Raw genomic sequence first — 23,414 nt, 5'->3', positions numbered from 1 at the left:
GCCCTGCCCGTACGCGGGCAAGGCAGTCAGTCCATCCGGCGGGCGACCCCGAGGAGACCGGTCTCCGCGTCCGTACCGCTTGTCAGCACCCACTGGCGTTCACGTCCGGAGCACCACAGGGTCACACCGTCCGCGAGAGTCGGCAGGGCGTCGCTCTCGCCCTTGGACAGCCCCAGAATCCGTCCGATCTGGGCGGCTTCCTGCGGTGAGACCCGCTGGACGCCGACCATGGTCGAGTCCCGCAGGAGCCGGGGCGCCACCGGGCTCAGGTACGGCAGCAGCGTCAGCACGGACTGCCACGGTGAGGAGACGACGCGGCCGCGCGGTGGCCGCATGCCACAGTCCCGCACCACGACCACAGGGCTTCCCACCGTCGCACCCATCGGCGGGACGCGGCCCACGTCGTGGAGCGTGATGCACTGCAGACCGGCACCCGCGGCCTGCGCCAGGGTGGTCCACTCCTGGGGGCGGCCTGTTTCCACGGCCACCCGAGCGCCCGTGCCTGCCGCGCGCAGTGCCAGCACCTGGGCCGTCCACAGACCGCCGATCAGCAGCACCTCGTACGGAGCCGAACGGTGGAAGCCGACGATCTGGGGGCGGCCCTCCGCGTCGTCACCGATCACGACGCCGTCGTCCCCGACCGGCAGGGAGAGCGCACCGAGGTGATCGGCGGCCATCGTGTGTCCGGGGTGACGCGGGCCGAGGACTCCCCGAAGAGCTCGCTTCGTTGCGGACCGGGCCATCAGCGGGCACCTCCCAGCGGCATGGTCGCCAGCACGCCGGGCAACTGTTCCCGGTCGAGGCGTACCAGCCCGACCTTCGCCGACCGTGCCGCCTGCTCCAGCACCCGCCGGACACCGACCAGTTCGGTGTCGGAGCCCCCCGTGACACGCACGTGCCCACCCACGTCGATGGTCCCCTGTCGTACGCCACGGCGCACCGTGAGGCTGAAGGTCGTCGCGTACGCCGGAGCCGCGGTGAGCAGCGACGCCAGCTTCGGCAGCGGCGTCGCGCCACGGCCCAGGTCCGGCCAACGTCCCACCGCGTAGGTGGTGTGCCACCGGTCGTCGCACCGCCAGACGCGTGCCGTCTCCGCGGTACGCCGCTGCGGTGCCGTGTCGGGACCGCCGGGGCGGGCAGTCAGCCGGGGGCTCGCGCACGCGGCAGTCGCCATGGTGGAGTTCAGCTCCTCCTGGTCCAGTACCACCGCCTGGAAGCCGGCGCCGGTGATACGGCTCGCCACGTGGTCCGCCATGCGAACCAGGCATCGCTGGGCGCCCGCGACGCCGCCGCCACGGGCCTCGATCGCCTCCCGGCAGAGCTCCGGGTCGAGTTTGACCGCCACCCACGTCATCCGCAGTGCCGGTGCGCCGGTCCGCTCCTGGAGCGGCGCGTAGGAGAGCCGGGCCACCGACTGCTGGGGCAGATGCGGCGCGGGAGCCGAACGCACCTGCTGGACCAGTTGCGCCGACTCCAGCGCGATGTCGTCCACTTCGAGGGCGTCGCCGAGCAGGGACAGCGGCAGCGCGCGGGCTCCGGAGGCCGGGCGCAGTGCCGCCCCGCTCGCCTCCACCCGCACCACCGCGGTCAGGAACGTGCCGTCACCGAGCATTCCGACGGTGCGGCGCTCGCGGTCGACGTAGGGGAACGGCCGGATCCCGGGCACCCCCTCCACGACGGGGGCGAGCGAGGCGTCGACGTCCGCCGCGGAAGGCGCGGAGGCTCGCTTGCGGGAACGGAGGGCCACCACCGTGGCGAGCCAGTCCGGCAGGGCATGACCGCGTCGGCGTATCACCGCCAGCAGTACCAGCACGGACGCCACCGAGCAGGTGGGGATCAGCCAGAGACCACCGAGTGCGACTCCCACGGCCGCCAGCGCCAGTCCCGCCTCGACGAGCACCAGCTGCCGCAGTTCGAAGGGTCCCACGCGGCTGGTGCGGGAGAGAGGACGCAGGGTGGTCGTCGCCGGAACGGCCTGCGGCGCAGTGGTGGAAGGGGCTCCATTGCGGCGTTGCCGTCGGGAATTGCCGGGGGCTCGAGCGGGAGTCCGCCCACTTCGCGTGCGAGTCGCGGTACTCATCGCCGCGTTGCCCCCTCGTGTCCGTAATTACCAGAATCCATTGGACGTTGACCGGGCGATCACCCTACCTGAGCAGTGGGGCGCAAGCGCCAGCAGGCATAGTAGGGGGCCGGTAGGACGGCAGGCCGTCTCGATGAGTGTGGGAACCTGGTCGCCCAGTGGGGGAGAGGGACAGCGGACAGATGGCATCACGACGGGACGAACTCAACGCCTACACCTTCGCGAAGCGAAGGCTTGTCGCGCAGTTCCTCCAGCCGAATGCGACAGGATCCGAGGAGGGCGCCCCGCGCCCGCTGCGTGCCGTGGTCCCCGGCGCCATCGTCGGCGTCGTGATTCTGGCGGTCTTCGGGGCCTGGGGAATGTTCAAGCCCGTCGCACCGAAGCAGTGGAACGCGCCCGGTGAGAACGTCATCATCGCCAGCAAATCGACGACCCGTTACGTGGTTCTGAAGACTGACGGAAAGACTCAGCTCCACCCGGTGCTGAACATGTCCTCCGCCAAGCTCCTGCTCGACCCTGACAAGGGCAAGGTCATCAACGTCGACGAGTCGGTGCTCGACAACGGCAAAATCCCCCACGGCGCCACCCTGGGCATTCCGTACGCGCCCGACCGGCTTCCCGACGCGAAGCAGGCAGGAGCCGCGAAACGGTGGGCGGTGTGCGAGCGGCCGGGCGAGGGCGGCCGGGCCATCCAGAAGGCGGCCTTCGTATTCGCCGAGCGTGAGCAGAACAAGACCGAGGGGACCAACCGGCTGCGCGGCGGCGAGCTGATCTACGTCGAGGGACAGGACAAGGACCGTCACGTGATCGACGCCGCGGGGACCGCGTACCCGGTCGCGGACGACGAACTGCTCCTGCGCCAGCTCGTCGGTCAGGGCCGGGTGCCCCAACGGGTCTCCCCGGCGTGGCTGGACACCCTGCACAAGGGCGACAGAATCACCTTCCCGAAGATCCCCGGCGTGCCCGGCGAGGCCGCCGGCGTACCGGGTGACCTCGCGGCCGAGGCGAACCGGGTCGGGATGGTCCTCACCGCCACCGACGGCACCAAGAACCAGCAGTACGTCGTCCTGCCCGGCCGGGTCGCCCCGGTCTCCGACCTGACCGCGAAACTCCTGCTCAACAGCAAGGACCTCATCGACCTCGGCCAGGCCGGCCGGGCGATGTCGGTGAGCGCCGCCGCCTTCCAGCCGGGCAAGGCGTTCGGGCAGGACAAGAAGTGGCCGCAACTCGCCCCGGAGCCCGTGAACTCGGCGAGCACCGCGGACGGCAGCCGTAACACCGTGTGCAACGTGCTGCGCGAGGTGGACGGGAAGACCGGCGCCACCACCCTCAGCACCTGGGCCGGGACCGGCTTCCCGGCGCCCCTTCCGACGGGGTCCAGCAGCGCCTACGTCACGCCTGGATCGGGCCAGCTCTTCCGGCAGTTCAAGGGCTCCACCACCGATTCCGGTTTCCTCTTCCTGGTCACCGACACCGGGCTGCGGTACGCGATGCAGTCCAACGGCGACACCGCGACCGACGACTCCGGCATCGGCGCCTCCGGTTCGGCGGAGGAGAAGAGCCGGCGGCTCCAGGAGGCGAAGCAGGCACAGAGCCGCCTCGGCTACAAGGACGTCGACCCGGTCCCCGTGCCCGCAGCCTGGTCGTCCTTCCTGCCGACCGGGCCCCGCCTGTCGACCGGCGCCGCCCGCCAGCCGCAGGGCTCGTGAGGACTGAGGCAGACGTGACCTTCACCAAAAGGCGCCTGACCGCGGCCGCGGCCGCCACGGCGATCACCCTCATCGGCCTGCCGAGCGCACCCGCCGTCGCCGCCCCTGGCCAGTGCACCTATCCCGGAGAGAAGTACGAAGGCCGGCCCTGGGCGCTGCAGCGCGTCCTCCTCGACGAGCTGTGGAAGCAGTCCACGGGCAAGGGCGTCAGGGTCGCCGTCATCGACACCGGCGTCGACACCAAGCACCCCCAGCTCCGTCCCGCCGTCGACGCCGGGAGCGGCACGAACCTGCTCCCCAAGGACCTGAAGGACGAGAACGGCAACAAGATCGAGCGCGGCAAGGAGAACGGCACCACGGACACCGTGGGCCACGGCACGAAGGTCGCCGGCATCATCGCCGCCCGTCCTGCGAAGGGCACCGGTTTCGTGGGGCTCGCTCCCGACGCCACGATCATTCCGATCCAGCAGAACGACGCCGACGGGCACGGCACCGCGAAGACCCTGGCCGAGGCCATCGACTACGCGGTGGACCAGGAGGCGTCGGTCATCAACATCTCCCAGGACACGGCCAACGCCGTCGAGCCCACGGCCCTGCTCAAGAAGGCCGTCGACAGGGCTCTCGCCGAGGAGGTCGTGATCGTGGCCTCGGCGGGCAACGACGGCCTCGGAGGCAACGTCAAGAAGACCTACCCGGCGTCGTACGACGGCGTACTGGCTGTCGCGTCTTCCGACCGCAACAACGAACGTGCCGCCTTCTCCCAGTCGGGCGACTTCGTCGGCATCGCCGCACCAGGTGTGGACATCATCACAACGGTGCCCGGCGGCGGCCACTGCGCCGACAACGGCACGAGCTTCTCCGCTCCCTACGTCGCGGCGGTCGCCGCCCTCGTCAAGAGCAAACACAAGGACTGGGAGCAGGAGCAGATCGTCGCCCAGCTCCAGCAGACCGCGGAGCGCTCAACGGCCGGCCCGGACCGGCTGGTCGGCTGGGGCGTCGTCGACCCGGTCCGCGCCCTGACGGAGGACGACAAGCCGATCGACAAGCCGGTCGCCGGCGGCGGCGTGACCAACGTCGAGGCCCCCACCCCGGCGAAGCTGCATCTGGGTGAGACGCCGGACGAACGCAATGCCCGCCTCGCGACGTATGTACTCGTGGGCGGCGGCGTCCTCGTCGCGGCCATCGCCGGCGGAGCGGTTGCCCTGCGCGACTCACGGCGGCGGTCGCGGCGGGCGGCCACAGGTGGCGCACCGTGACGAGAACCACGCCCTCCGGTTGCAACCGCACAGGCCGGAGTCGGCGTCTCAGGCAGGGATCCCTGTAGGGGATAAGGGACTTGGGCCTGTCATAGCCAGTGACTAGAGTGGTTGCAACGCAATCGCCAGGACAGCGAGTCACCACGATCGCAATGTGTGACCAGGCTGGGGCAAACGGGGAGGTACGGGCATCGTGCTCGACGCAGGTGGTGGGGGCGGGGCAGGCGACCTGAAGCGCGGACTGGGCGCGCTGAAGGATTTCCACAAGAAGGTGACCACGCTCCTCAGCGAGCTGGAAGGCAGCCCCGGAAGCAGCACGAAGGTCGCCCAGGCGACCGTCACCCGCGCTTCGTTCGGTGTCCCTTCGGGCGCGGGCGGCTTCCCGGAGGCGGACGACTTCTACTCCGAGTACCAGCGGGTCCATCAGTCGATCGTCAGACTGTCCAAGCAACTGGGCGACCAGATCGAGATCCTCAGCATCGCCGTCCACGGTGCCGACGTCGGGTACGGCAACCTCGAGGAAGACCTCCGCCAGCGGTTCCACTCCATCAAGGCAAGCCTGGACGAGCAGCGGGAACAGCAGCAGGAGCGGCGCGAGAAGGACCAGCCGAACGGGCAGCAGCAGCCCCGCGACGACGACAAGTCCCTGCCCACGGACATGGGGTGACGTTTCATGAGTGACGAGAAGCAGCCGACACCACCGCCCGCGGAGAAGCCGCCGTCGACCCCTGCCGAGCACATCGCGGCGCAACAGGAGTCGGCGAATGAGGTGAAGGAGAGGCTCAAATCAACCGATACCGTCGTCAAGGTCGTCGACAATCTCCCCTCGATGTTCGGGTTCAACCGTAACGGCGGGAATTTCTTCGGTTCTTCGAGTTTCGAGAACACCGACCTCAACCGCATGCTCGACATCCTCGACAGCGCGGTACCGAGCGAGCTGGAAAACGCCGGCGACGCGCTGCAGAAGGCGAACGAGGCACTCAACAAGGCGGCCAAGGAGCTCGACGAGTTCGTCAGGAAGACCGACTGGACAGGCGAGGGGGCGACCGCTTTCCAGGAGTACAGCACGGGCCTGGTCCAGCATGCCTGGGAAGTCAGCAAGTACGCGAACACGGTCGGCGCCCAGATGAAGGTGGCCAGCACGGGCCTGACCACCGTGCGCAACTCCAAGCCCCCGCGAGACAGCCGGGCCGTGGAGAAGCGGCCGCAACACTTCGCGGAGGCGGAGCGGACCCCGGACAACCCGGAGTACCAGAAGGCCGTCGCGGTCGAGAAGGACCGCCAGGAGGCCATCAACCTGATGAACCGCCTGGCGTCCTACTACGCGGTCTCCCGCGGGACGCTGGCAAGCCAGCCGGAGCCGCAGCTCCCGGAGGGGTTGAAGGCGGCGGTGCCGCGGCCTACGCCCGGTTGGTACGATCCCAATTCTGGGGAAGGGCACGCAAGCTCGCAGTCGTCGCGGCCCGTTGCCCCCGACGTTTACTCCACAAGCCCGGAGGAAGCTGGGTTCCGAGGCCAGGCGGCCCATGAATCCGTCAGGTCCGTGTTGCCACCCCGGGCCTCCGAGACGTCCATGGTGATCGACAGCGTGGCGCCGCCCCAGTCGCCGCCGGCGCCTACAGGCCCGACGACCGCTCCGCCTGTCACGGGACCGACGGGACAGACGAACACCATGCCGCCTGTGCTGCCTGGTATTCCACCGAACTCGGTCAAGAGCACTGCCAAGGCCACGGGCAAATCAGGAGCCCCTCGTATTCCTGGAGGCCCGAACCCCACAGCCACGGGACGCACCGGCCAGACGCACGGTGGTACACCACCGATGGGCCGGACAGCGACCGGCGGTCGCCCTGGAATACCCGGCACCGGTCCTACGGCGACTGGTCGTTCCGGCGAGATGATGGGCCGTCCGACAGCAACCGGCGGCGGTCCTGCCGGCCGAGCGGGCGGGCCCGGTCCCACGGGTCAGGGACCCATGACAGGGCGCCCCACAGCCACGGGACAGCCCGGGGTCGGGCGTGCGGGTGCCCCGGGGGCCGCGGGTCCGCGAGGCCGTGCCGATGGGATCGTCGGCGGGACTCCGCAGCGAGCAACAACGGCTTCGTCGGGCTCCAGAGTTCCACGAGGAAACGTCATTGGCGCCGACGGCCCGACGCAGGGCCGTCCAGCGGTCGCGAGGCCCGGTCAGGCCGGCGTGGTCGGTGGATCCGGGGCCCAGTCCGGGCAGCGTCCCGCGAGGCCGGGGCCTTCCGGTCGCGGTGGCATCGTAGGAGCATCCCGGGACACGGGCCGGGGCCCGCGTCCCGGTGCGGGCGGATACACGACGGGCGGAGCGGCTGTCCTTGGCGGCAGACGCGACCAGCGCCGCCCCGAGGACGACCAGGACAACGCGGACGCCACGCGGCCGGACTACCTGACCGAAGAGGAAAGGACGTGGGCGGCCAGGCGCCGTCCTGCCGCGCCCCCGGTGATCGAGTGAGCACACGAAAGGTTCGGAAGTCGGGATGACGTCAAGGAAGAACCGGGTGGGAGGCCTCGGCGTCTCCGGCATTCGTCGGGGCGCGTTCTGCGCCCTGGCCACGGCAATGGTCTGGAGCGCTGGTGTTGTCGGCTTCGCCGCACCGGCGGCCGCAGAGGACATGCGGTCGAAGCAGTGGTATCTCGATGCCATGGACGTGGAGAAGATCTGGAAGACCACGACCGGAGAAGGCATCAAGGTCGCTGTCATTGACTCGGGAGTGAATCCCGACACGCCTTCACTCAAAGGCAAGGTGCTCGACGGTCTCGATGCCACTGATGCTGCGGGTGAAGTCACGGACGACTACACGGGGCATGGCACCACCATGGCCGAACTCATCGCCGGCAGCGGCAAGGGAGGTGGGCTCCACGGTCTTGCGCCAGGGGCCGAGATCATTCCCATGCGCATTGTCGGTAAGGGCTTTAAGCCCAAGAACGTGAACGAGGCAAGCATCGCGACGGCCATCCGTGCCGCCGCCGACAGCGACGCTCGCATCGTCTCCATGTCCTTCGGTAGTGAGTTCAAGGACGATGCGGAACATGCGGCCATTAAGTACGCGCAGGAGAAAGGGAAGCTGCTCATCGCCGGTGTTGGGAACAATGGCGGTATGGACAACAAGCCGTCCTACCCCGCCAAGTACCCGGAAGTAGTGGGTGTGGCCTCCGCAAGCCCCGAGGGTAAAGTGGACGACTACTCCCAGCACGGCCAAGTCGTAGATCTGGCTGCTCCCGGTGGCGACATCCCCAAGTGGTGCGACGAGACCTTCACCCGTTACTGCGACGGCGACGGTGGAACCAGCGCCGCGACCGCAATCGCCTCCGCCTCCGCCGCGCTGATCTGGTCCGCCCACCCCGAGTGGACCGCCAACCAGGTCCTACGGGTCATGTTCGAGTCCGCCGGCGCGGGCAAGGACGGCAACAAGAAGACGCTGAGCAACTACTACGGCCACGGAGTCGTCCGCCCCGGCGCCCACATCAACCGCGGCCTCGGCAAGCCCGGTGACGCGAACATCAGCCCGCTCACCAACCAGCCGACCGGTAACGACTCCTCGTCGGCAGCCCCCTCAAAGCCCTCTGCGTCAGCTTCGTCACAGGCTCCTGAGGGCAAGCCCGGAGCCGATGCCACTGTGGCAGGCTCCAGTACGGAAACTGAGGCCGACAGCCAACTGGGCCTCGTCATCGGCGGGGCGGCCGCTGCTGTCGTCCTCGCGGGAGTCGCGTTCGCCGTCGTACGGAAGCGTCGAAGCGCCTGACCTGACCAACAGATCTTCGTTTCCAGTCGGTCGCCACCCGCCAACGCCGGGTGGCGCACAACCCAGCCACTCACAACGGCATTCAGAAAGGAACCGCAACTGTGTCACAGGGCCAGCGGCTTTCAGACGAGCAAGTAGGCAAGCTCCAGCAGGAGCTGTACCTGAAGTTTGAATCGATCAAGGGCCAGCTCCAGCAGATCCAGGGCACGATCGACAGCCTTGAGGGCCAGTGGAAGGGTATCGGCGCCGGGGCCTTCAACACGAAGCAGGCGGAGATCAACTCCTCGATGGTGAACCTGGGCAACATCCTGGCGAAGTTCCTCGAGGCGACGAGCCAGTCGAGGAAGATCAAGGACGGCACCGAGGACGACGTTCGTGCCGCTGTGCAGAGGATCAACGTAGACCTCGGTGTGGGTACCACGGCAAAGTCGAACCTCAGTGCCCTTTAGGGCAATTGTGCGGAACCGCTCTCGGTGAGCCGAGAGCTGAAAGACCACAACAGCGGAGATGAGGGAATCATGACCACGAACTACGACGGGCTAGTCGTCAAGTATGGCGCGCTCGACGCGACGGCAACCGTACTGGGCAATCAGGCCAAGAAGCTTGAAGAGGATTTGCGGGCCATCAAGTCGGCTATGGACGCCGTCGCCGCCGGCTGGGAGGGTGAAGCGCACACTGCCTATGTCCAGGAACAGGAGCAGTGGACCAGGGAAGCCGGCGATATCACCCAGGCCCTGAGGGAGATCGGCAAGATCGTTGCCAATGCGGGCGGCGATTACATGGGTGGCGACAAGAGGGCAGCCAGCTACTTCCTCTAGCAGCGCGAGCAGTACGGAACCAAGTGGGTGGGCACGCGCGAGGGGTGCCCACCCACTGCTGCGCCGAGGCGGAGAGCCGGTCCGTCCGAGGTAACCGGCTGCCTGATGCGAGGCCTGGACCGACACGCCGGCTGGGCCATGAGTGCTCCGCTCCTCGCCGCAAAGTTCCCTACGTGAACACCGGCAGAGCCACCACCTCCGCCCCCGCCCTTACGAAGAAACGGTTGCCGTCCCCGTGCACCCAGTAGGAGCCGGCGTCGTTCGGCAGTGGGCGGCTCCAGACGTGCCTGTTGTCGCGGCGCGACATCGCATGGATCTCCCAGCCTTCTCCACCGCCTGCTTCGGGACTGATGGCGGCCACCGCGTCGCCCTGTACTGCCACGGGGCTCTCCATGGAGGCACCCTTCGAGGATGTCCATACTTCGGCGCCGTCCGTGACATCGAAGGCCAGTACGTAGGGCCCCCGGGTGCAGTACACCAAGCCGTCGCGGACGAGCGGGGGGCCTGAGGGCTGCACCTTGCCGTCGGTGGTCATGGTCTTCGCCCACCGTTCGCCGCCGTCCGAAAGAGCCCGAGCGGTCAGCGTGGCACCGTTGATCAGGACCATGTCCTCGTGCAGCACGGGGCCGAGGCCGGCCTGTCCGGTGGGCGACTGGTCGTCGATGTTCCACACCTCCTGCCCGTCGGCCGTGTCGACAGCCAGGACGCGGCCCTTGGCCGTCGCGATCACCAGTCGGCCGCCCCCGGCCACACTGCGCGGACGGGTCTCGGCGTTCAGCAAGACCCTGGGGCGGACGGTCCAGAGGACGCTGCCGTCGGAGCGGCTGATGCCGCGGAGCCGGTCGTTCTCGGTGATGACGTACACGGCCGATTCGTCGGCGGCGAGGAGGTACTTCGCGGAGGCGGGGACCGACCAGCGCGGCTCGCCCGACGAGGCGACGAACGTCACCACATCGCCCTTCTTGTCCACGGTTGCGACGAGCGCGTCCGACAGGGTGACGACGCCGGCCTCCGCGACCGCACTGGGGGCGTGCCAGCGGCGCTTGCCGTCGACGACGTTGTGGGCAGCCAGTCCACCCTCCGGCACGCCGATGGCGAGCAGGACATCGCGTACTGGCACGAGTCCGCCCTTCGCCTCGTCGAGCACTTCCACGGGGCCCCACAGCGGCTTGGGGTCCCCTGCCGTCACTCCGACCGGGTCGGCCGTCGGGGTGTCCGCTGCCGGCGGCAGGGAGTAGGGGCCCGGGTCACCCCGATCGCTCAGCCACCAAGCCGTGGCCCCCGCCCCTGCTGCGACCGCTGCGCCGACCACCGCGAGAGTGGTGAGCAGGCGCCGTCGTGACATGCCACCGGCACTTGAGCCGGCGAGCACAGCGGTCACGTGGTTGATCGTGCGTTCCCGCTCCTTGATGTCAGCCGCCAGCGGCCCGTGACCCCAGACCTGCCGCCCGCCACGGACAGGCGCGAACACCGCTGCCAATTGATCGGGCGTCGGCCGGTGTGCCGGGTCCTTGGCGAGACAGGGGCCGATCAGGGGCGCGAGATGCGGCGGAACCCGGTCCATACGAGGCTCTCCGTGCACGACCTCGTACTGCACCGCCGCGATGTGGGTTCCGGTGAACGCCTGGGCACCTGTGATCGCGTAGATCAGCACGGCCCCCAAGGAAAAGACATCAGCCGCCGGCCCGACACGCCGCCCCAGCACCTGCTCGGGAGCACCGAAGCCGGGGGTGGCGGGGACCTGACCCGTCGTCGTGAGAGTGAGCCCGTGCTCCGGCCGGGCGATGCCGAAATCGATGACGCGAGGTCCGGCCGAGGTCATCACGATGTTGGCGGGCTTGAGGTCGCGGTGGACCAGCCCGGCACCATGGATGTCGGCCAGTGTCCGGGCCAGAGAAGAGGCCAGGGCGCGCAGAGTCGGCTCGTCCAGAGGCCCGTGACTGCGAATGGCATCGTCCAGCGTCGGGCCGGTCAGGAACTCGGTGGCCATCCAGGGCCGCCCGCCGTCGGTGTGTGTGCCGAGCACCCGTGCCACGCCCGTGCTGGTGACGGACTGCGCCAGTTGCGCCTCGCGGACGAAGCGTTGCGCCAGGCTTTGGTCATGGGTCAGTTCGGGGCGGAGCACCTTCACCGCAGCCCTGCTGCCGGAGGAGTCATGGCCGAAGTAAACCTTGCCCATACCGCCTTCTCCAAGAACGCCGAAGAGCCGGTACGGTCCGAGTCGGAGAGGGTCGCCGGTGCTGAGCGGTTTCACGAGGACGCTTTCTGTTGGATCGGTCAGTCGTATGGATAGGCGGCGAAGTAGTCCTCGCCGATGGCGACGATCGCCTCCGGGATGCCGTGATAGCCGTAGAAACGGTCTCCCCGGGCTTTGCGGGTGGCACTCGCCTGTCCTGTACGAGTCGAGAACGATCGCAGTAGGCCTGACTCTCTGCTGTAGGCGTACAACAAGCCGCCTCCTGGGGCTGGCGGCAGCGTCGCGTCGAGGTCGGTGGCCTTCGGGTCAGAGGTCCGCCAGAGTACGTCCCCAGTCACCCAGTCGAGGCAGACGAGACCGATTCCCTCCTCAACGACGAACACGTCGTGCCCCCATGAGGGCGGTCCCGTCCGCGCCTGTGCGCGCCCAGGCCCGAAGGCCCAAGCCTCCTTGCCGTCCTTGAGCGCGAGCGCGCGCAGACGGCCGACCGGGGGAAAGACGTACAAGTCGTTGGCCTCGAGCAAACCTCGGATCGCTTCAGGTTCCGGCACGCCGAGCTCCTGCTGCCACAACTCCTTCCCGCGACGCGAGTCGTGGACTGCCAGGAAGACTCTGCCGTCAAGCAGCTCCTGCACGACGACCAGATGGTCCTTGACAGCACGCGCAGCGAGGAAGTGCAGTCGGCTCGACGTTCTCGGCCGGGAGGGAAGGGCCTGCCGCCAGAGCACCTTGGCGGTGCGCACGTCGACGGCCAGCAGGTACCACTTCTGGTCTTCGGCGTAGCCGAATTCCGTGGTGGAGCGCTCACCTTGCCCCGCCACCACAAAGACGACGTTGGCGTATGCGCTCAGCAGCTGTGTGGCCGGGAGGGCTCCGTTGTAGTCCTTGAGTTCGATGGTCTCCGGTTTCGGTTCGCGGCTGAAGGCGACCGACGAGATGGTCAGGGGATGCTTCCTGCGTGACAGGACTTCAGAGGAGTACACCTTGGCTGTGTCAAAGTTCTGGTCGTCAACGCACCGGTGGGCCGGGCCCTTCAGCAGCGCGGGATTGATGACGCTGCCTGCGTTGATGTCGATGGTCCGTACCCCGTCGTCGTCAGCCATGGCGAGGATCGGACCGAATGAGAGAGGGACCGGCGGGGCCAGCGAAGCACCCTCGAGGCGCAGCGGAAGTTCCCACAGCCAGTCCCCCTTCGCGGCCGTCGGGGCGGATGACTTGCTCTTGCCGTCCGGGCGGTCGCCGGTCCCTCCGGCGTTCGCCCAGGCCCAGACACCTCCGCCGAGCGCCGCAGCACCGGCAAGGCTCGCGCCTCCGACGGCGAGCAGGCCGCGCCTGCTGTATGTGCGAGGGCCGGATGCCGTTGACGCCGCAGAGTCAGCAGGCTGGGCAGGGGGCTCGGGGAGCCGCAGCGGGTCGTGCTGCCAGACCGCCGTGGCCCGGCGGGCGATGTCGGTGAGCAGCAGGTCGGGGAGGTGTTCCGCGAAGTCTCCGCGGCCGGTGTGGAACTGGGCGACGGCCTCGTCGGTCGTCGGTCGTCCAGCCGGGTTCTTGCTGAGACAGTTGCTGAGCAGTGGCACGAGACCCGTCGGAACCCCTGTCAGGTCGGGCTCGCTGTAGCGGACGCGGTAGAGAAGGTCGGCAGCTTGGCCGCCGCCGAAAGGGCCGTGCCCGGTTGCGGCGAAAACGAGCACACCGGCGAGGGCGAAGACGTCGCCTGCGGGGGTGTGTTCTTGCCCGGTGGCTTGTTCGGGGGACATGTAGGCGGGGGTGCCGGCGGCGGTACCGGTGCGGGTGAGGCGGTCGTCACCGGCGGCGCGGACGATGCCGAAGTCGATGATCTTGGGTCCGTGGGCGGTGACCATGATGTTCGAGGGCTTGAGGTCGCGGTGGACGACGTCGGAGGCGTGGAGCTGGGAGAGGGCTCCGGCGAGGGCCGCGCCGAGGGCTCGGACAGTGGTTTCGGGGAGCGGGCCGCAGAGTTCGACGGCGTCGTCCAGGGGCGGGCCCAGCACGTACTCGGTGGCGAGCCAGGGCGTTTCGGCGGTGGGGTCGGCGTCGACGACGGCGGCTCCGTGATGGCCGCCGATGATGCGCGCGGCGTCCGTCTCCAGGCGGAAGCGGCTCCGGGCAGCCGGATCGGCGGCTATGCGGGCGTGCATGGTCTTGAGAGCGAGGGTGCGTCCACCGGCGGTGCGCGCAAGGTAGACAGTGCCCATGCCACCGTGCCCGAGGCGGGCAAGGAGCCTATGGCCACCGATCTCGCCGGGGTCGTCGTGGGTCAATGGGGCGAGCATCGTCATCGGGTCCTGGTCGCGTTCGGGTGGGGGCGGACCTCGGCCGCGAGGACCTGGGCCGACTGGCGGGCGAGTGCCGCGACGACCCGGGGCGGCAGCCAGCCGGGGGACAGCAGCGAAGCGGCGGAGTCCAGAACCGTGGCCGACGGTGCGGACGAGGCCGGCGGGAGAGCGAGCAGCAGCTCGGAGGCCGTCGGGCGGGCCGCCGCGTCACGGGACAGGCAGCTGGTGATCAAGGGCCGTAGAGATGAAGGGAGTTCGGCCGAGTCCGGGACCGTGTGGCCGGTAGCGGCGTACGCGAGCACGGCGCCGAGGCCGTGGATGTCGCCCGGCGGCCGGGGTCGGCCTCCGGCCGCGGCCTCGGGGGCGAGGCTTCCCAGCTCCAGCCCGGGACGGTCGCCGCGCCGCTCGCCGTCCGGCGCGGCCGCGCGAAGCGCGCCGTAGCAGGTCAACCGCGGTCCGTCCCACGCGAGAAGGACGGCAGCGGGGGACAGGCCCGCATGGGTCACGCCCGCCGCGTGCGCGGCCGTGAGTGTCTCGGCAAGAGCGACGCCCAGGGCGCGCACGGTGAGCTCCGGCAAGGGCCCGCCGTGCACGGCAAGCGCGACTGGTAGAGGCAGCATCGGCACGTACGGCGTCGAGTACCAGGCGGGGGCCGGACTCGGCGACACCTCCGTCACGTGCAGCACCCATGGCACGGTCATCCCCTGTGCCGCCTGCGCCTCCACGCGGAACCGTCCGGGGGCAATGCCGTCGAGAGGCGCGCTGACCAACACCGTACGGTCACCGTCCGTGCCGCGGGCGATGAACCGGTGCTCCGGCACGGGCGGCAGGCCAGGGCCGGTCGAGTCGAGACGTGCGATCAGCCGGTAGGGGCCGATCCGGCGCGGCCCGCTGGTACGCGGCCGTTCCGCATGCGCCTGCTCCATCTGCCGAACCCCTGTCTGCCTCTGACGGCAACCGGACAATCCTATCGGGGTGTCAGGGAGGGCGAGGCGATGGGTTGTGTGGAAGGTGCGGGGCGCGTATTCGTGCGCCGAGCCCTGAACAGCCGCACAGGCGGCACCCTGGGGCCTCGCCGTTCGCTCAGGCGCAGAACACGCGGCCCGGCCTATGACCCTGCCCCGGTGCACGCCTTCGACTCGGCGACGGACTCGGAGTAGGCGAGCAGCAGGTCCTTGGCTGCGTCGGCGTCGGCGAGTTTCTCGTCGTGGATGAGGATCCTGATGAAGAGTTGGTTCAGGTCGGTTTGCTTGGCCTTGGCGGCCACCGGGCAGGGGATGCGGCGTGCACCGCCTCGTTCGGACCACATGTAGGTCCCGTCCTCGCTGGTGTGGTCGTCGAGGTCGAGGTACGGGTTGCTGCGAGCCACCTTGCTCACAGAGGGCTCGTCCTTCCACTCGGAGAAGGCGGCGATCACTGTAAACCCGTCGACGTTGACCTGACAGTGGGTATAGCCCACCTCTCGTGACCGCGCTTTTGTCTCCAGGGTCTTGCCGCTCTTGGGCAGAATCGCGTCGAGCGCAGCAGTGGGCACAGGGGTGCCGCACAGGTCTGGTGGCACGGTGAAGGACCGCTTCTCCTCCGGTTGCGAGCAGGCGGTGAGGGCCAGTGCGAGGGCGGCCACTGGGAGACCGGAAAGCAGCAGTCGTGTTCTCCGCTGTCCCGGAGCAGGCACACCCTGTCCGGGGGCAGCAGGCAAACGAGCAGGTGTCATGCTGCGGGAACCTCCGTGGTGAGATGGTCCGCCATGCGCTGGGCATTGGTGGCCGCGTCGTTGAAACCGTCGTCGCGCCCTTCCAGGGTCCAGTCCGCCACCTGGTCCTCGTAAGGCAGCCCGTGAGCCTTGGCCGCGTTGATGGCCGCCATTTGACCGTGTTCCGCGCTCAAATCCTTGTTCTTCTCCCAGAGACCGCCCGCTTCCTTGCTGGCCTGCGTCAACACATCCGTCTCAGACTGCTGGAAGATGTGCTCAAGGACCATGCTGCTGACAGTTCCGGCGACTCCGCCGGCGACTGCTCCGCCCACTGGCGTGGCGATGAAGCTCACGCCGACGCCGACGCCGGTTCCGATGGCCCCGGACCACGCGTTCTTCTGCTGGGCGATCGAGTCCGAGAACTCCTTCGCCTCCTTCGAGGCCGAGCCCAGGACGGCTTCCTGCATGCCGATGGCGAGCGATCCGCTCACTTCGCCCGAACGCCGGGCGATCGCCTGGACCGTTTCCTCGGGGGAGTGCGGATAACGCTGGTCCGCAGGCAGGTCCGGATTGAGGTGGTAGTCCATGAGGCTGGCCATGTAGGCCTTCTGGCCGACTTCGACGGCCGCGTTCCCGTCGGGGCTCTGACCCACGGTGACCAGAAGGGCGGTCACGTCCTTGTGGTCGAGCTGGGCCTGGGTGCCCGCCAGAGGGAAGAGCTTGTCGGTGTTCCCGTGCGGGTCGTCCGCGAGCGCGCGGTTGATGTCCGGTAGGTACTCGGAGGTGATCTGCCCGACGCTGTCGGACATGTAGGCGTGGTCCGTGAGCCTCTTCGGGTCGTCCGACACCGACGCGACGAGATCCGACATGAGTCTGGCCTGGCCCTCGTTGTGAGGCTCCGTGTACTGGGTCGGCATTTCACCCGCCGGGTGGCCAGTCGTCGCCGCCTCCAGGGCCAGTGCCATGTAGTTGCGGCCGGCGATGCTGTCGTCGCCCTTGTCGGTCCGGTCCTGCGGCCAGTCCCGCTCTTCGAAGAGGTAGTCGAAGTTGCTGAGTTCTCTCTTCTCGTTCTTGCCGTTGCCGTCGGCGTCCTCTTCGAACTCGTGGTCCTCGTCCTTTGTGACGAAGTCGGCGTTGAAGAAATCGGTCGCCGCATCGGGGCTGTTCGACAGGGCCTTCATGAAACCCGTCATCGGGTCGGACCCCGAGTCCGTTCCTGTCCGGTTCAGCAGGGGGTCCATCCCCATGTGCTGCCAAGCCAACGGAGAGTGGCTCCCGTTGGCCGTGAGCCTCTTCTCCGTTTCGATGAGTTTGGTGCCGTAGCTGTTGAGGAACTGGTCGTCGAAGTCGCCCCAGCGCATGAGGTTGCTCATGACCTGGAATCCCATGGTGGGGCTGTTCTTGGAGATGGGCTGGTCCCCGGCGCGAACCATCTCGCCCTTCCAGGACCACATCTCCGTCGTGTCCGCCTGCGTGGCGGTCGCGAGCGTGAGACTCAGGTGCTTCTGGAGATCGCCGTACTGGTCCACGCGCTGGGAGCCCAAGTCGTATGCCATGTGCGGGTTGTTGATGCCCGCCCAGAAGTTCAGCGTGCCCTTTGCACCGAGCGTGGTGGCGAAGTGTTCGGCGAAGAGTTCGTCGCCGGAGTATTTCCTCAGCCCTGCGTTGAGTGCGTCGAAGTCGGCTGGGGTGAGGTCCTCCGGCTTCTTCTTCGCCAGAGCGGCGAGCTTCTCCGCTTCTTTGAGTGCGGCGTCGGCGGTGTCGCGGTCCTTGTACTTGGCGTCGGAGAAGCCGTAGTCGGTGAGGTCGACGAGCGCCTTGAGTGTTGTCGACGCGGAGTTGTCGATCTCGGTGGCCGTGTTGAGGATGCCCTGCAGCTCGTCACGGAGACCGGTGACATCCTGCTCGCCATTGGGCGCCTTCTTGTCGGGGTTCTCCCGTACGGTGAAGCCGCCACCGTTCGCGGTGACCGTCAGGTTCTTGCCCCGCCCACGCTCGATGGCCTCCTTCAGCAGGCGCTGCTGCGTTTTCAGCTCGTCGCGTGTGTCCCGCAAGATGTTGTGGATCGACGTCGCCTGGGTATGTGCGTCACCGAATTCACCGGCGGACTTGATGATGAACTCGCGGGAGACGGTCGCGTTGTAGCCTGTCCAGTTCGCTTTGAGCGCCTTGCCCTGCAGGCCGTCCTTGGCGTCGGTCTCGAGCGTCTTCAACTTGGTGAGCATGCTCGACCAGTCGGTGACCAGGTCGTCGAGCAGCGCGAATTTGGCGGAGTGAAGGTCTTCGAAGTCCATCAGTCGTCCCTAGCCCCTAGTCCTTCTTTTCCTTCTCGCCGTAGATCGGGTTCTTCTCGCCCGGCGGTGCGTATGACTCGTCGAATCCCTTGTCGAGGCTGTAGATGCTGCTCACGTGACGCTCGATGAAGATCTCGTCGCCGGCATGCGCGTTCTTCGTGAAGTCCATGTGGTTCGAGATCAGCGCGCAGGCGTCCATGACCGAACCGAGCTGCTTGTCCCAGCGCGAGGACACATGGGTCAAGGCGCCGCCGAGAGCGAAGCCCTGGCTCGCCAGATCGCTGCCCGTGGCGTACGTGTCCGCGACTCGCGCTTCCTTCCAGAGCCGGTTGTACAGCTTGAACGCCTCGTCGCCGATGGCCGCCAGATCCTTCTGGTTCACCGTGAGGTCGCCCTGAGGGCTGCCGGCGTTCAGTCGGTCCTCCTCCGGCACGCCGTTCAGCTGCATCTGCGTCGACGACTGCTGCTCAGCCGACTGTGTCTTGAGCTGTTCCCACTCGTCCCAAGCCATGTGCTCGCCTTTCCCCTCGTAGGTCGGGTGCCGGAACGGCACCCGACAAGGCCTTTGTCACTCTTCCGTGCACTCCTCGTCCGCGACCTCCGCCCGCAGATCGAACCAGACAGGTCCCATGTAATCCGGAACAGGCTGGTCCCGGGAGGGCTTTGCCGTCACCGTCAGGCAGACGGTGGCGTCCTCGCCGCTCACCTCGTAGCGCTCCACGTTGCCGTCCGGGTTCAGCGCGGTCGACCGCGATGCCAGCCATGCGGTGGGGTCGTCCCGTTCAGGGCCACGGAGTTCAGGGTCGATGTAGTCGTCCCACGACCCGTCCTCCTCGCCCGGCAGTGGCGACTTCGTCGCGCCGTCCAGCGTCTCGGCCACCGAACGGACCCGTTCGAGCAGCTCGTCGTGGTCAATCCGGTCCGGTGTGACGAGGCGGTACGCGGAGAAGGAACCCCAGAACGCCATGGCCGCGACGGCGAAGCACAGGACCCGATGGACGGCGAAGCCGGCGTCCGACGGTTCGTGGGCCGCCGGGTCGGCGTACCGGCGCGCCTGGAAGCGCCACCAGATCGCACGGTGGTTGGCGAACCCCAGTGCCACGAACCCGAGGCCGAACACCGCCATGAAGAGGGCCAGCGCCTTCATGCCGCCTGCCTCCCCGCACGCGTCTTCGGTATCGGAGAACCCTGCCGAAACAAGGGCCCGAATAGCAAGCAGCCGCTCACTCGGGGTCCCCCAGCCATCCCGTCTGCACCAGTGGCGTGCCCCGCTGCCGGGAGAGGAAGAATCCCCGGCCCGGAGGCATCGGCCTCATCCGCGCGCCGAGCACCTCGCCCTCGTGCGGGTCGCCGGAGAGCAGCAGGCCCTGTGCGCCGAGTTCGGTCATGCGCTGCATGAAGGGTTCGTACGCGGAGCGGCTCGCCCCCGCGCTGTTGCGGGCGATGATGAAGCGGACGCCCACGTCACGGGCGAACGGCAGATGCTCCGTGAGCTTGGCCAGCGGGTTGCCGCTCGACGTGGACACCAGGTCGTAGTCGTCGACCACGACGTAGACGTACGGGCCCTGCCACCAGCTCCGGTCGCGCAGCTGCTGGGCCGTGACGTCCGCGGACGGTGTGCGGCGCTGCATGAGCTCCGCGAGCGCGTCCACGTGGTGATCCATGTTGTTGGACATGGGGACGTACTCGGCCAGGTGCGTGGCCGGGGTGACGTCCAGCAGCGCACGCCGGTTGTCGATCACGAAGAACTTGGCGGCGTTCCCGTCGTACCTCTCCGTCAGCTGCTTGATGAGAAGCCGCAGAATGTTCGACTTGCCGGACTCGCTCTCACCGAACACCAGGAAGAACGGGTCGCGGTCGAAGTTGGCGAAGACCGGTTCCAGATTGTCCTCGTCGATGCCGAACGCCACTCCGCGCCGCGGCTCCGCGAACCCCGGCGGAAGGCTCTGCGCCGGCAGCTCGCGCGGCAGCAGACGCACCTTCGGGGCGGTCGGGCCGGTCCAGTGGCGATTGATCTCCTGCCCCATCGCAGCAGTGGCCTCGGAGAGGTCGCTGTCGGAGTTGATGGAGTCGATGCGCGGCACGGCCGCCATGAAGTGCAGCTTCTCCGGCGTCAGACCCCGGCCGGGCACACCGCTCGGGACGTTGACGGCGACCTTGCGGTCCACCTCGGAGTCCATGGTGTCGCCCAGCCGCAGCTCGAGCCGGTTCATCAGGTGGTCCTTGAGGTTGGAGCGGACCTCCATCGAACGCGAAGCCGTGACGATCACATGGATGCCGTAGCCGAGGCCACGTGCCGCCATGTCCACCACAGCCTGCTCGAGACCCTCGTAATCCGCGCGGAAGTTGCCCCAGCCGTCGACGACCAGGAACACGTCGCCGTGGGGCTGCTCCTCGAGGGAGATGTCACCGCGTGCCCGCAACCGGCGGTACGTGGAGATGGAGTCGATGCCCGCGCTGCGGAAGTACTCCTCGCGGCGGGCCATGATGCCGAACACCTCGGCGACGGTGCGCCGCACCTTCTCGGGATCGAGGCGTGAGGCGACTCCGCCCACGTGCGGCAGGTCCGCGACCGCCGACAGGCCGCCACCACCGAAGTCCAGACCGTAGAACTGGACCTCGTGCGGTGTGTGCGTCAGCGCGAAGGCCGCGACGAGCGTACGCAGCAGGGTCGACTTGCCCGACTGCGGGCCACCGACGATCTGCATGTGGCCGGCGGCACCCGAGAAGTCCCGGTACAGGGTGTCCCGGCGCTGCTCGAAGGGCTTGTCGACCACACCCAGCGGCACGATGAGCCGACCGGCGCCCTCATAGCCCTGCTGGGTGAGGCCCCGGCCCGCCACGCCGCTGAGTCCGGGCAGGAGTTCGTCCAGCGACGGCGGGTTGTCCAGCGGCGGCAGCCATACCTGGTGGGCCTCCGCGCCGCGGCCCTCCAGCTTGCGCACGATCACGTCCAGGACGGTGTCGGCGAGTGCGTCGTCCTCCGCCCTGCGGGCGTCGGGGACGCGGGTCCGTGTGGTCGGCTCGATGTAACGCACGGGCACCGGCGCCGCGGTGAACGGAACCGGCCGGCGGTCGACGGGGAGGGGCCCGCCGGAGTCCGCGCCGCGGTGGGTGGTGGAGCGGTACACCCCGGAGACGTAGGCCGCCTTGAACCGGACCATCTCGTCCGTTCCGAACTTCAGGAACCCTGAACCGGGGACGTTGGGCAGGGTGTACGCGTCCGGCACACCGATGGCGGCGCGTGACTCCGCCGCGGAGAACGTACGCAGACCGACCCGGTACGAGAGATACGTCTCCAGGCCGCGCAGCCGGCCCTCCTCGAGGCGCTGCGAGGCGAGCAGCAGATGCACGCCCAGCGACCGGCCGATGCGGCCGATCTGCACGAACATCTCGATGAAGTCCGGCTTGGCGGTGAGCAGTTCGCTGAACTCGTCGATGACCAGGACGAGGGACGGGATGGGCTGCAGCGCGGCACCCGCCGCGCGCGCCTTCTCGTAGTCGTGGATGTTGGCGTAGTTGCCGGCGTCGCGGAGCATCTCCTGCCGCCGGTTGAGCTCGCCACGGATCGAGTCACCCATACGGTCGACCAGCGTCAGATCGTCCGCGAGGTTGGTGATCACCGCGGCGACGTGCGGCATCTGGGACATGCCGGCGAAGGTGGCGCCGCCCTTGAAATCCGCGAGGACGAAGTTGAGCGTCTCGGACGAGTGCGTCACGGCGAGGCCGAGGACGAGGGTGCGCAGCAGTTCCGACTTGCCGGAACCGGTGGCGCCCACGCACAGCCCGTGCGGGCCCATGCCTTCCTGGGCGGCCTCCTTGAGGTCCAGCATGACCGGCGCGCCGTCCTCGCCGACGCCGATCGGCACACGGAGCCGCTCGGACTGCGAGCGGGGCCGCCATGTGCGGCTGACGTCGACGGACGCGGCGTCTCCGAGGTTCAGGAGGTCGGTGAACTCGAGGTTGGCCAGCAGGGGTTCGTCGTCGTCCCCGCCGGTGGCCACGCGGAGCGGGGCGAGCTGCCGGGCGAGTGCTTCCGCCGCCTCGAGGCTCAGCCGGTCGGGGGAGCCGTCGTAGACGAGGCCGTGTCCGGATTCCAGTTGCAGGGAGTCGGGATGGACGACCACCGACAGCCCGCCGCGCGCTCCGGTGAGCTCGCCGGGTACGACCTCGATGAGCGTGACGCCCTGAAGGCCCTCTGCCGCGGCGAGCGCCGACATGGGAGGGACCGATTGGCCGTCGAGCACGACGACGATGTGGGGCTGGTCCAGGAGCGGGTGGTTGCCGCCCTGGAAACGCGGCCGGCCTTCGAGGCGCGTCGCGAGCATGTCCTGCAGGTCGCGTGAGTCGGTGGTGATGAAACGCCTGCTCCCCGCGCCGTCGCCCGGCCCGGGCGCCTGGACGTGGGGCAGCCACTTCGCCCACTCCCACTGCGAGACCTCGTCCCGGCCTGCGGCGATGGCGATGACCAGGTCTTCGGGGGAGTGCAGCGAGGCGAGAGAGCCGACCATCGACCGGGTGGCCGATCGTACGGACTCGGCGTCGCCGCTGACCGTCAGGTGGTAGAAGGCACGCAGCGAGACGGCCATCGGCAGGCCGTCCAGGGTGCTGTGCGCTGTCAGGAAGTGCTGCATCGCGCCCGCCGTGAGCGGTTCGAGGTCGTCGACCGGCGCGGTCTCGGTGGCGATCAGCGGGGTGGCGAGCTGCTGGCTGCCGAGGCCGATCCGCACCTGCGCGAAGTCGTCGTCGGCGATCCGGCGCTCCCACACGCGGCTGCCCTCCGCGACGAGAGCCCACAGCTGCTCCGGCGAGGGATGCAGATAGAACTGGGCGTCCCGCTGGAGGCGCGCGGTCCTCAGCACGGTGCGGCGGGTCTGGTTGAGATACTTCAGATAGTCGCGCCGCAGGTCCGCGAGTTGGCCCTGTGTGCCGCGCCGGTACCGCACCAGCATCGCGATGGCCATCGCGACCGTCGACGCGATCATCACCATGCCCATGATCCGCATGATCGGATTCGGGGTCATGAAGAAGAAGACGACCGAACCGCCCATACCGAGCATCGGCAGCAGCTGCATCAGCGCGCCCTCCTGCTGGCCTCGCGGCAGCTCGGGAGGGGGTTGCAGTTGCACCTGCTCGCCGGGCACTTCGGACGGCAGGGCCCGTGGTGGGCGCTTGACGACGATCTGACTCACAGCTCACCAATTCCCTTGCCGGACGGAAATGTTCCTATCGGCGCCCCCGTGGCGACGGGTTCCATCCGCGGGGAGGGATCCTACTTGCGTAGGGGGTGACGGGCGGGCGGT

Annotated in this window: 17 protein-coding genes; 7 read left to right on the top strand and 10 right to left on the bottom strand. The window is 68.6% G+C overall.

Annotated features, from left to right (window positions below; all coding sequences use genetic code 11):
* Positions 1-26: 26 nt before the first annotated feature.
* Both ACWD01_RS15530 and eccE read right to left on the bottom strand, forming a co-directional pair.
* Positions 27-743, bottom strand: a complete 717-nt coding sequence (locus tag ACWD01_RS15530; protein WP_451161987.1) for a hypothetical protein — start codon at positions 741-743, stop codon at positions 27-29.
* Positions 743-2,080 carry a type VII secretion protein EccE gene (eccE, locus tag ACWD01_RS15525; RefSeq protein ID WP_451161985.1) on the bottom strand — a complete coding sequence of 446 codons (1,338 nt, stop codon included), beginning with the start codon at positions 2,078-2,080 and terminating at the stop codon, positions 743-745. Before eccE ends, ACWD01_RS15530 begins: the two co-directional genes overlap by 1 nt.
* Positions 2,081-2,262: 182 nt before the next feature.
* On the opposite strand from eccE, the gene eccB reads away from it, so the two are divergent.
* From eccB to ACWD01_RS15490, 7 genes are all read left to right on the top strand, one after another.
* Positions 2,263-3,789: a type VII secretion protein EccB gene (eccB, locus tag ACWD01_RS15520; protein ID WP_451161983.1), complete on the top strand. Its 1,527-nt coding sequence runs from the start codon at positions 2,263-2,265 to the stop codon at positions 3,787-3,789.
* A 14-nt stretch (positions 3,790-3,803) separates the two neighbouring features.
* Entirely contained in the window at positions 3,804-5,045 is a 1,242-nt protein-coding gene (gene mycP, locus ACWD01_RS15515) for a type VII secretion-associated serine protease mycosin (RefSeq protein WP_451161981.1), read from the top strand.
* Positions 5,046-5,238: 193 nt separating this feature from the next.
* A complete protein-coding gene (locus ACWD01_RS15510) occupies positions 5,239-5,712 on the top strand; it encodes a hypothetical protein (protein WP_451161979.1) in 474 nt (157 codons plus the stop codon).
* Positions 5,713-5,718: 6 nt separating this feature from the next.
* Positions 5,719-7,521, top strand: coding sequence for a hypothetical protein (locus ACWD01_RS15505; RefSeq protein ID WP_451161977.1), 1,803 nt, complete (start codon positions 5,719-5,721; stop codon positions 7,519-7,521).
* Positions 7,522-7,546: 25 nt separating this feature from the next.
* Complete coding sequence (locus tag ACWD01_RS15500) at positions 7,547-8,812, top strand: S8 family serine peptidase (protein WP_451161975.1); 1,266 nt, start codon at positions 7,547-7,549, stop codon at positions 8,810-8,812.
* Between the two features lie 101 nt (positions 8,813-8,913).
* On the top strand, positions 8,914-9,261 hold the full coding sequence (locus ACWD01_RS15495; RefSeq protein WP_451161973.1) for a WXG100 family type VII secretion target: 348 nt from the start codon (positions 8,914-8,916) through the stop codon (positions 9,259-9,261).
* A 69-nt stretch (positions 9,262-9,330) separates the two neighbouring features.
* Positions 9,331-9,630: a WXG100 family type VII secretion target gene (locus ACWD01_RS15490; RefSeq protein WP_451161971.1), complete on the top strand. Its 300-nt coding sequence runs from the start codon at positions 9,331-9,333 to the stop codon at positions 9,628-9,630.
* Positions 9,631-9,799: 169 nt separating this feature from the next.
* On the opposite strand, the gene ACWD01_RS15485 is transcribed toward ACWD01_RS15490, so the two are convergent.
* From ACWD01_RS15485 to eccCa, 8 genes are all read right to left on the bottom strand, one after another.
* A complete protein-coding gene (locus tag ACWD01_RS15485) occupies positions 9,800-11,884 on the bottom strand; it encodes a serine/threonine-protein kinase (protein ID WP_451161969.1) in 2,085 nt (694 codons plus the stop codon).
* Between the two features lie 23 nt (positions 11,885-11,907).
* Positions 11,908-14,121 carry a protein kinase domain-containing protein gene (locus tag ACWD01_RS15480; RefSeq protein ID WP_451161967.1) on the bottom strand — a complete coding sequence of 738 codons (2,214 nt, stop codon included), beginning with the start codon at positions 14,119-14,121 and terminating at the stop codon, positions 11,908-11,910.
* A 2-nt stretch (positions 14,122-14,123) separates the two neighbouring features.
* Positions 14,124-15,050, bottom strand: a complete 927-nt coding sequence (locus ACWD01_RS15475) for a serine/threonine protein kinase (protein WP_451161965.1) — start codon at positions 15,048-15,050, stop codon at positions 14,124-14,126.
* A 182-nt stretch (positions 15,051-15,232) separates the two neighbouring features.
* Positions 15,233-15,748: a hypothetical protein gene (locus ACWD01_RS15470; RefSeq protein ID WP_451161963.1), complete on the bottom strand. Its 516-nt coding sequence runs from the start codon at positions 15,746-15,748 to the stop codon at positions 15,233-15,235.
* Positions 15,749-15,834: 86 nt separating this feature from the next.
* A complete protein-coding gene (locus ACWD01_RS15465) occupies positions 15,835-18,111 on the bottom strand; it encodes a hypothetical protein (RefSeq protein ID WP_451161961.1) in 2,277 nt (758 codons plus the stop codon).
* Positions 18,112-18,127: 16 nt separating this feature from the next.
* The gene (locus ACWD01_RS15460) at positions 18,128-18,622 is read right to left on the bottom strand and encodes a hypothetical protein (RefSeq protein ID WP_451161959.1); all 495 of its coding nucleotides are present in this window, start codon (positions 18,620-18,622) and stop codon (positions 18,128-18,130) included.
* 57 nt (positions 18,623-18,679) lie between these two features.
* Positions 18,680-19,258 carry a hypothetical protein gene (locus ACWD01_RS15455; RefSeq protein WP_451161957.1) on the bottom strand — a complete coding sequence of 193 codons (579 nt, stop codon included), beginning with the start codon at positions 19,256-19,258 and terminating at the stop codon, positions 18,680-18,682.
* A gap of 76 nt (positions 19,259-19,334) precedes the next feature.
* Positions 19,335-23,303, bottom strand: coding sequence for a type VII secretion protein EccCa (eccCa, locus tag ACWD01_RS15450; protein ID WP_451161955.1), 3,969 nt, complete (start codon positions 23,301-23,303; stop codon positions 19,335-19,337).
* Positions 23,304-23,414 lie beyond the last annotated feature (111 nt).

The organism is Streptomyces sp. NPDC002835 (assembly GCF_053591995.1).
This window is presented reverse-complemented; position numbering and strand designations above follow the sequence as displayed.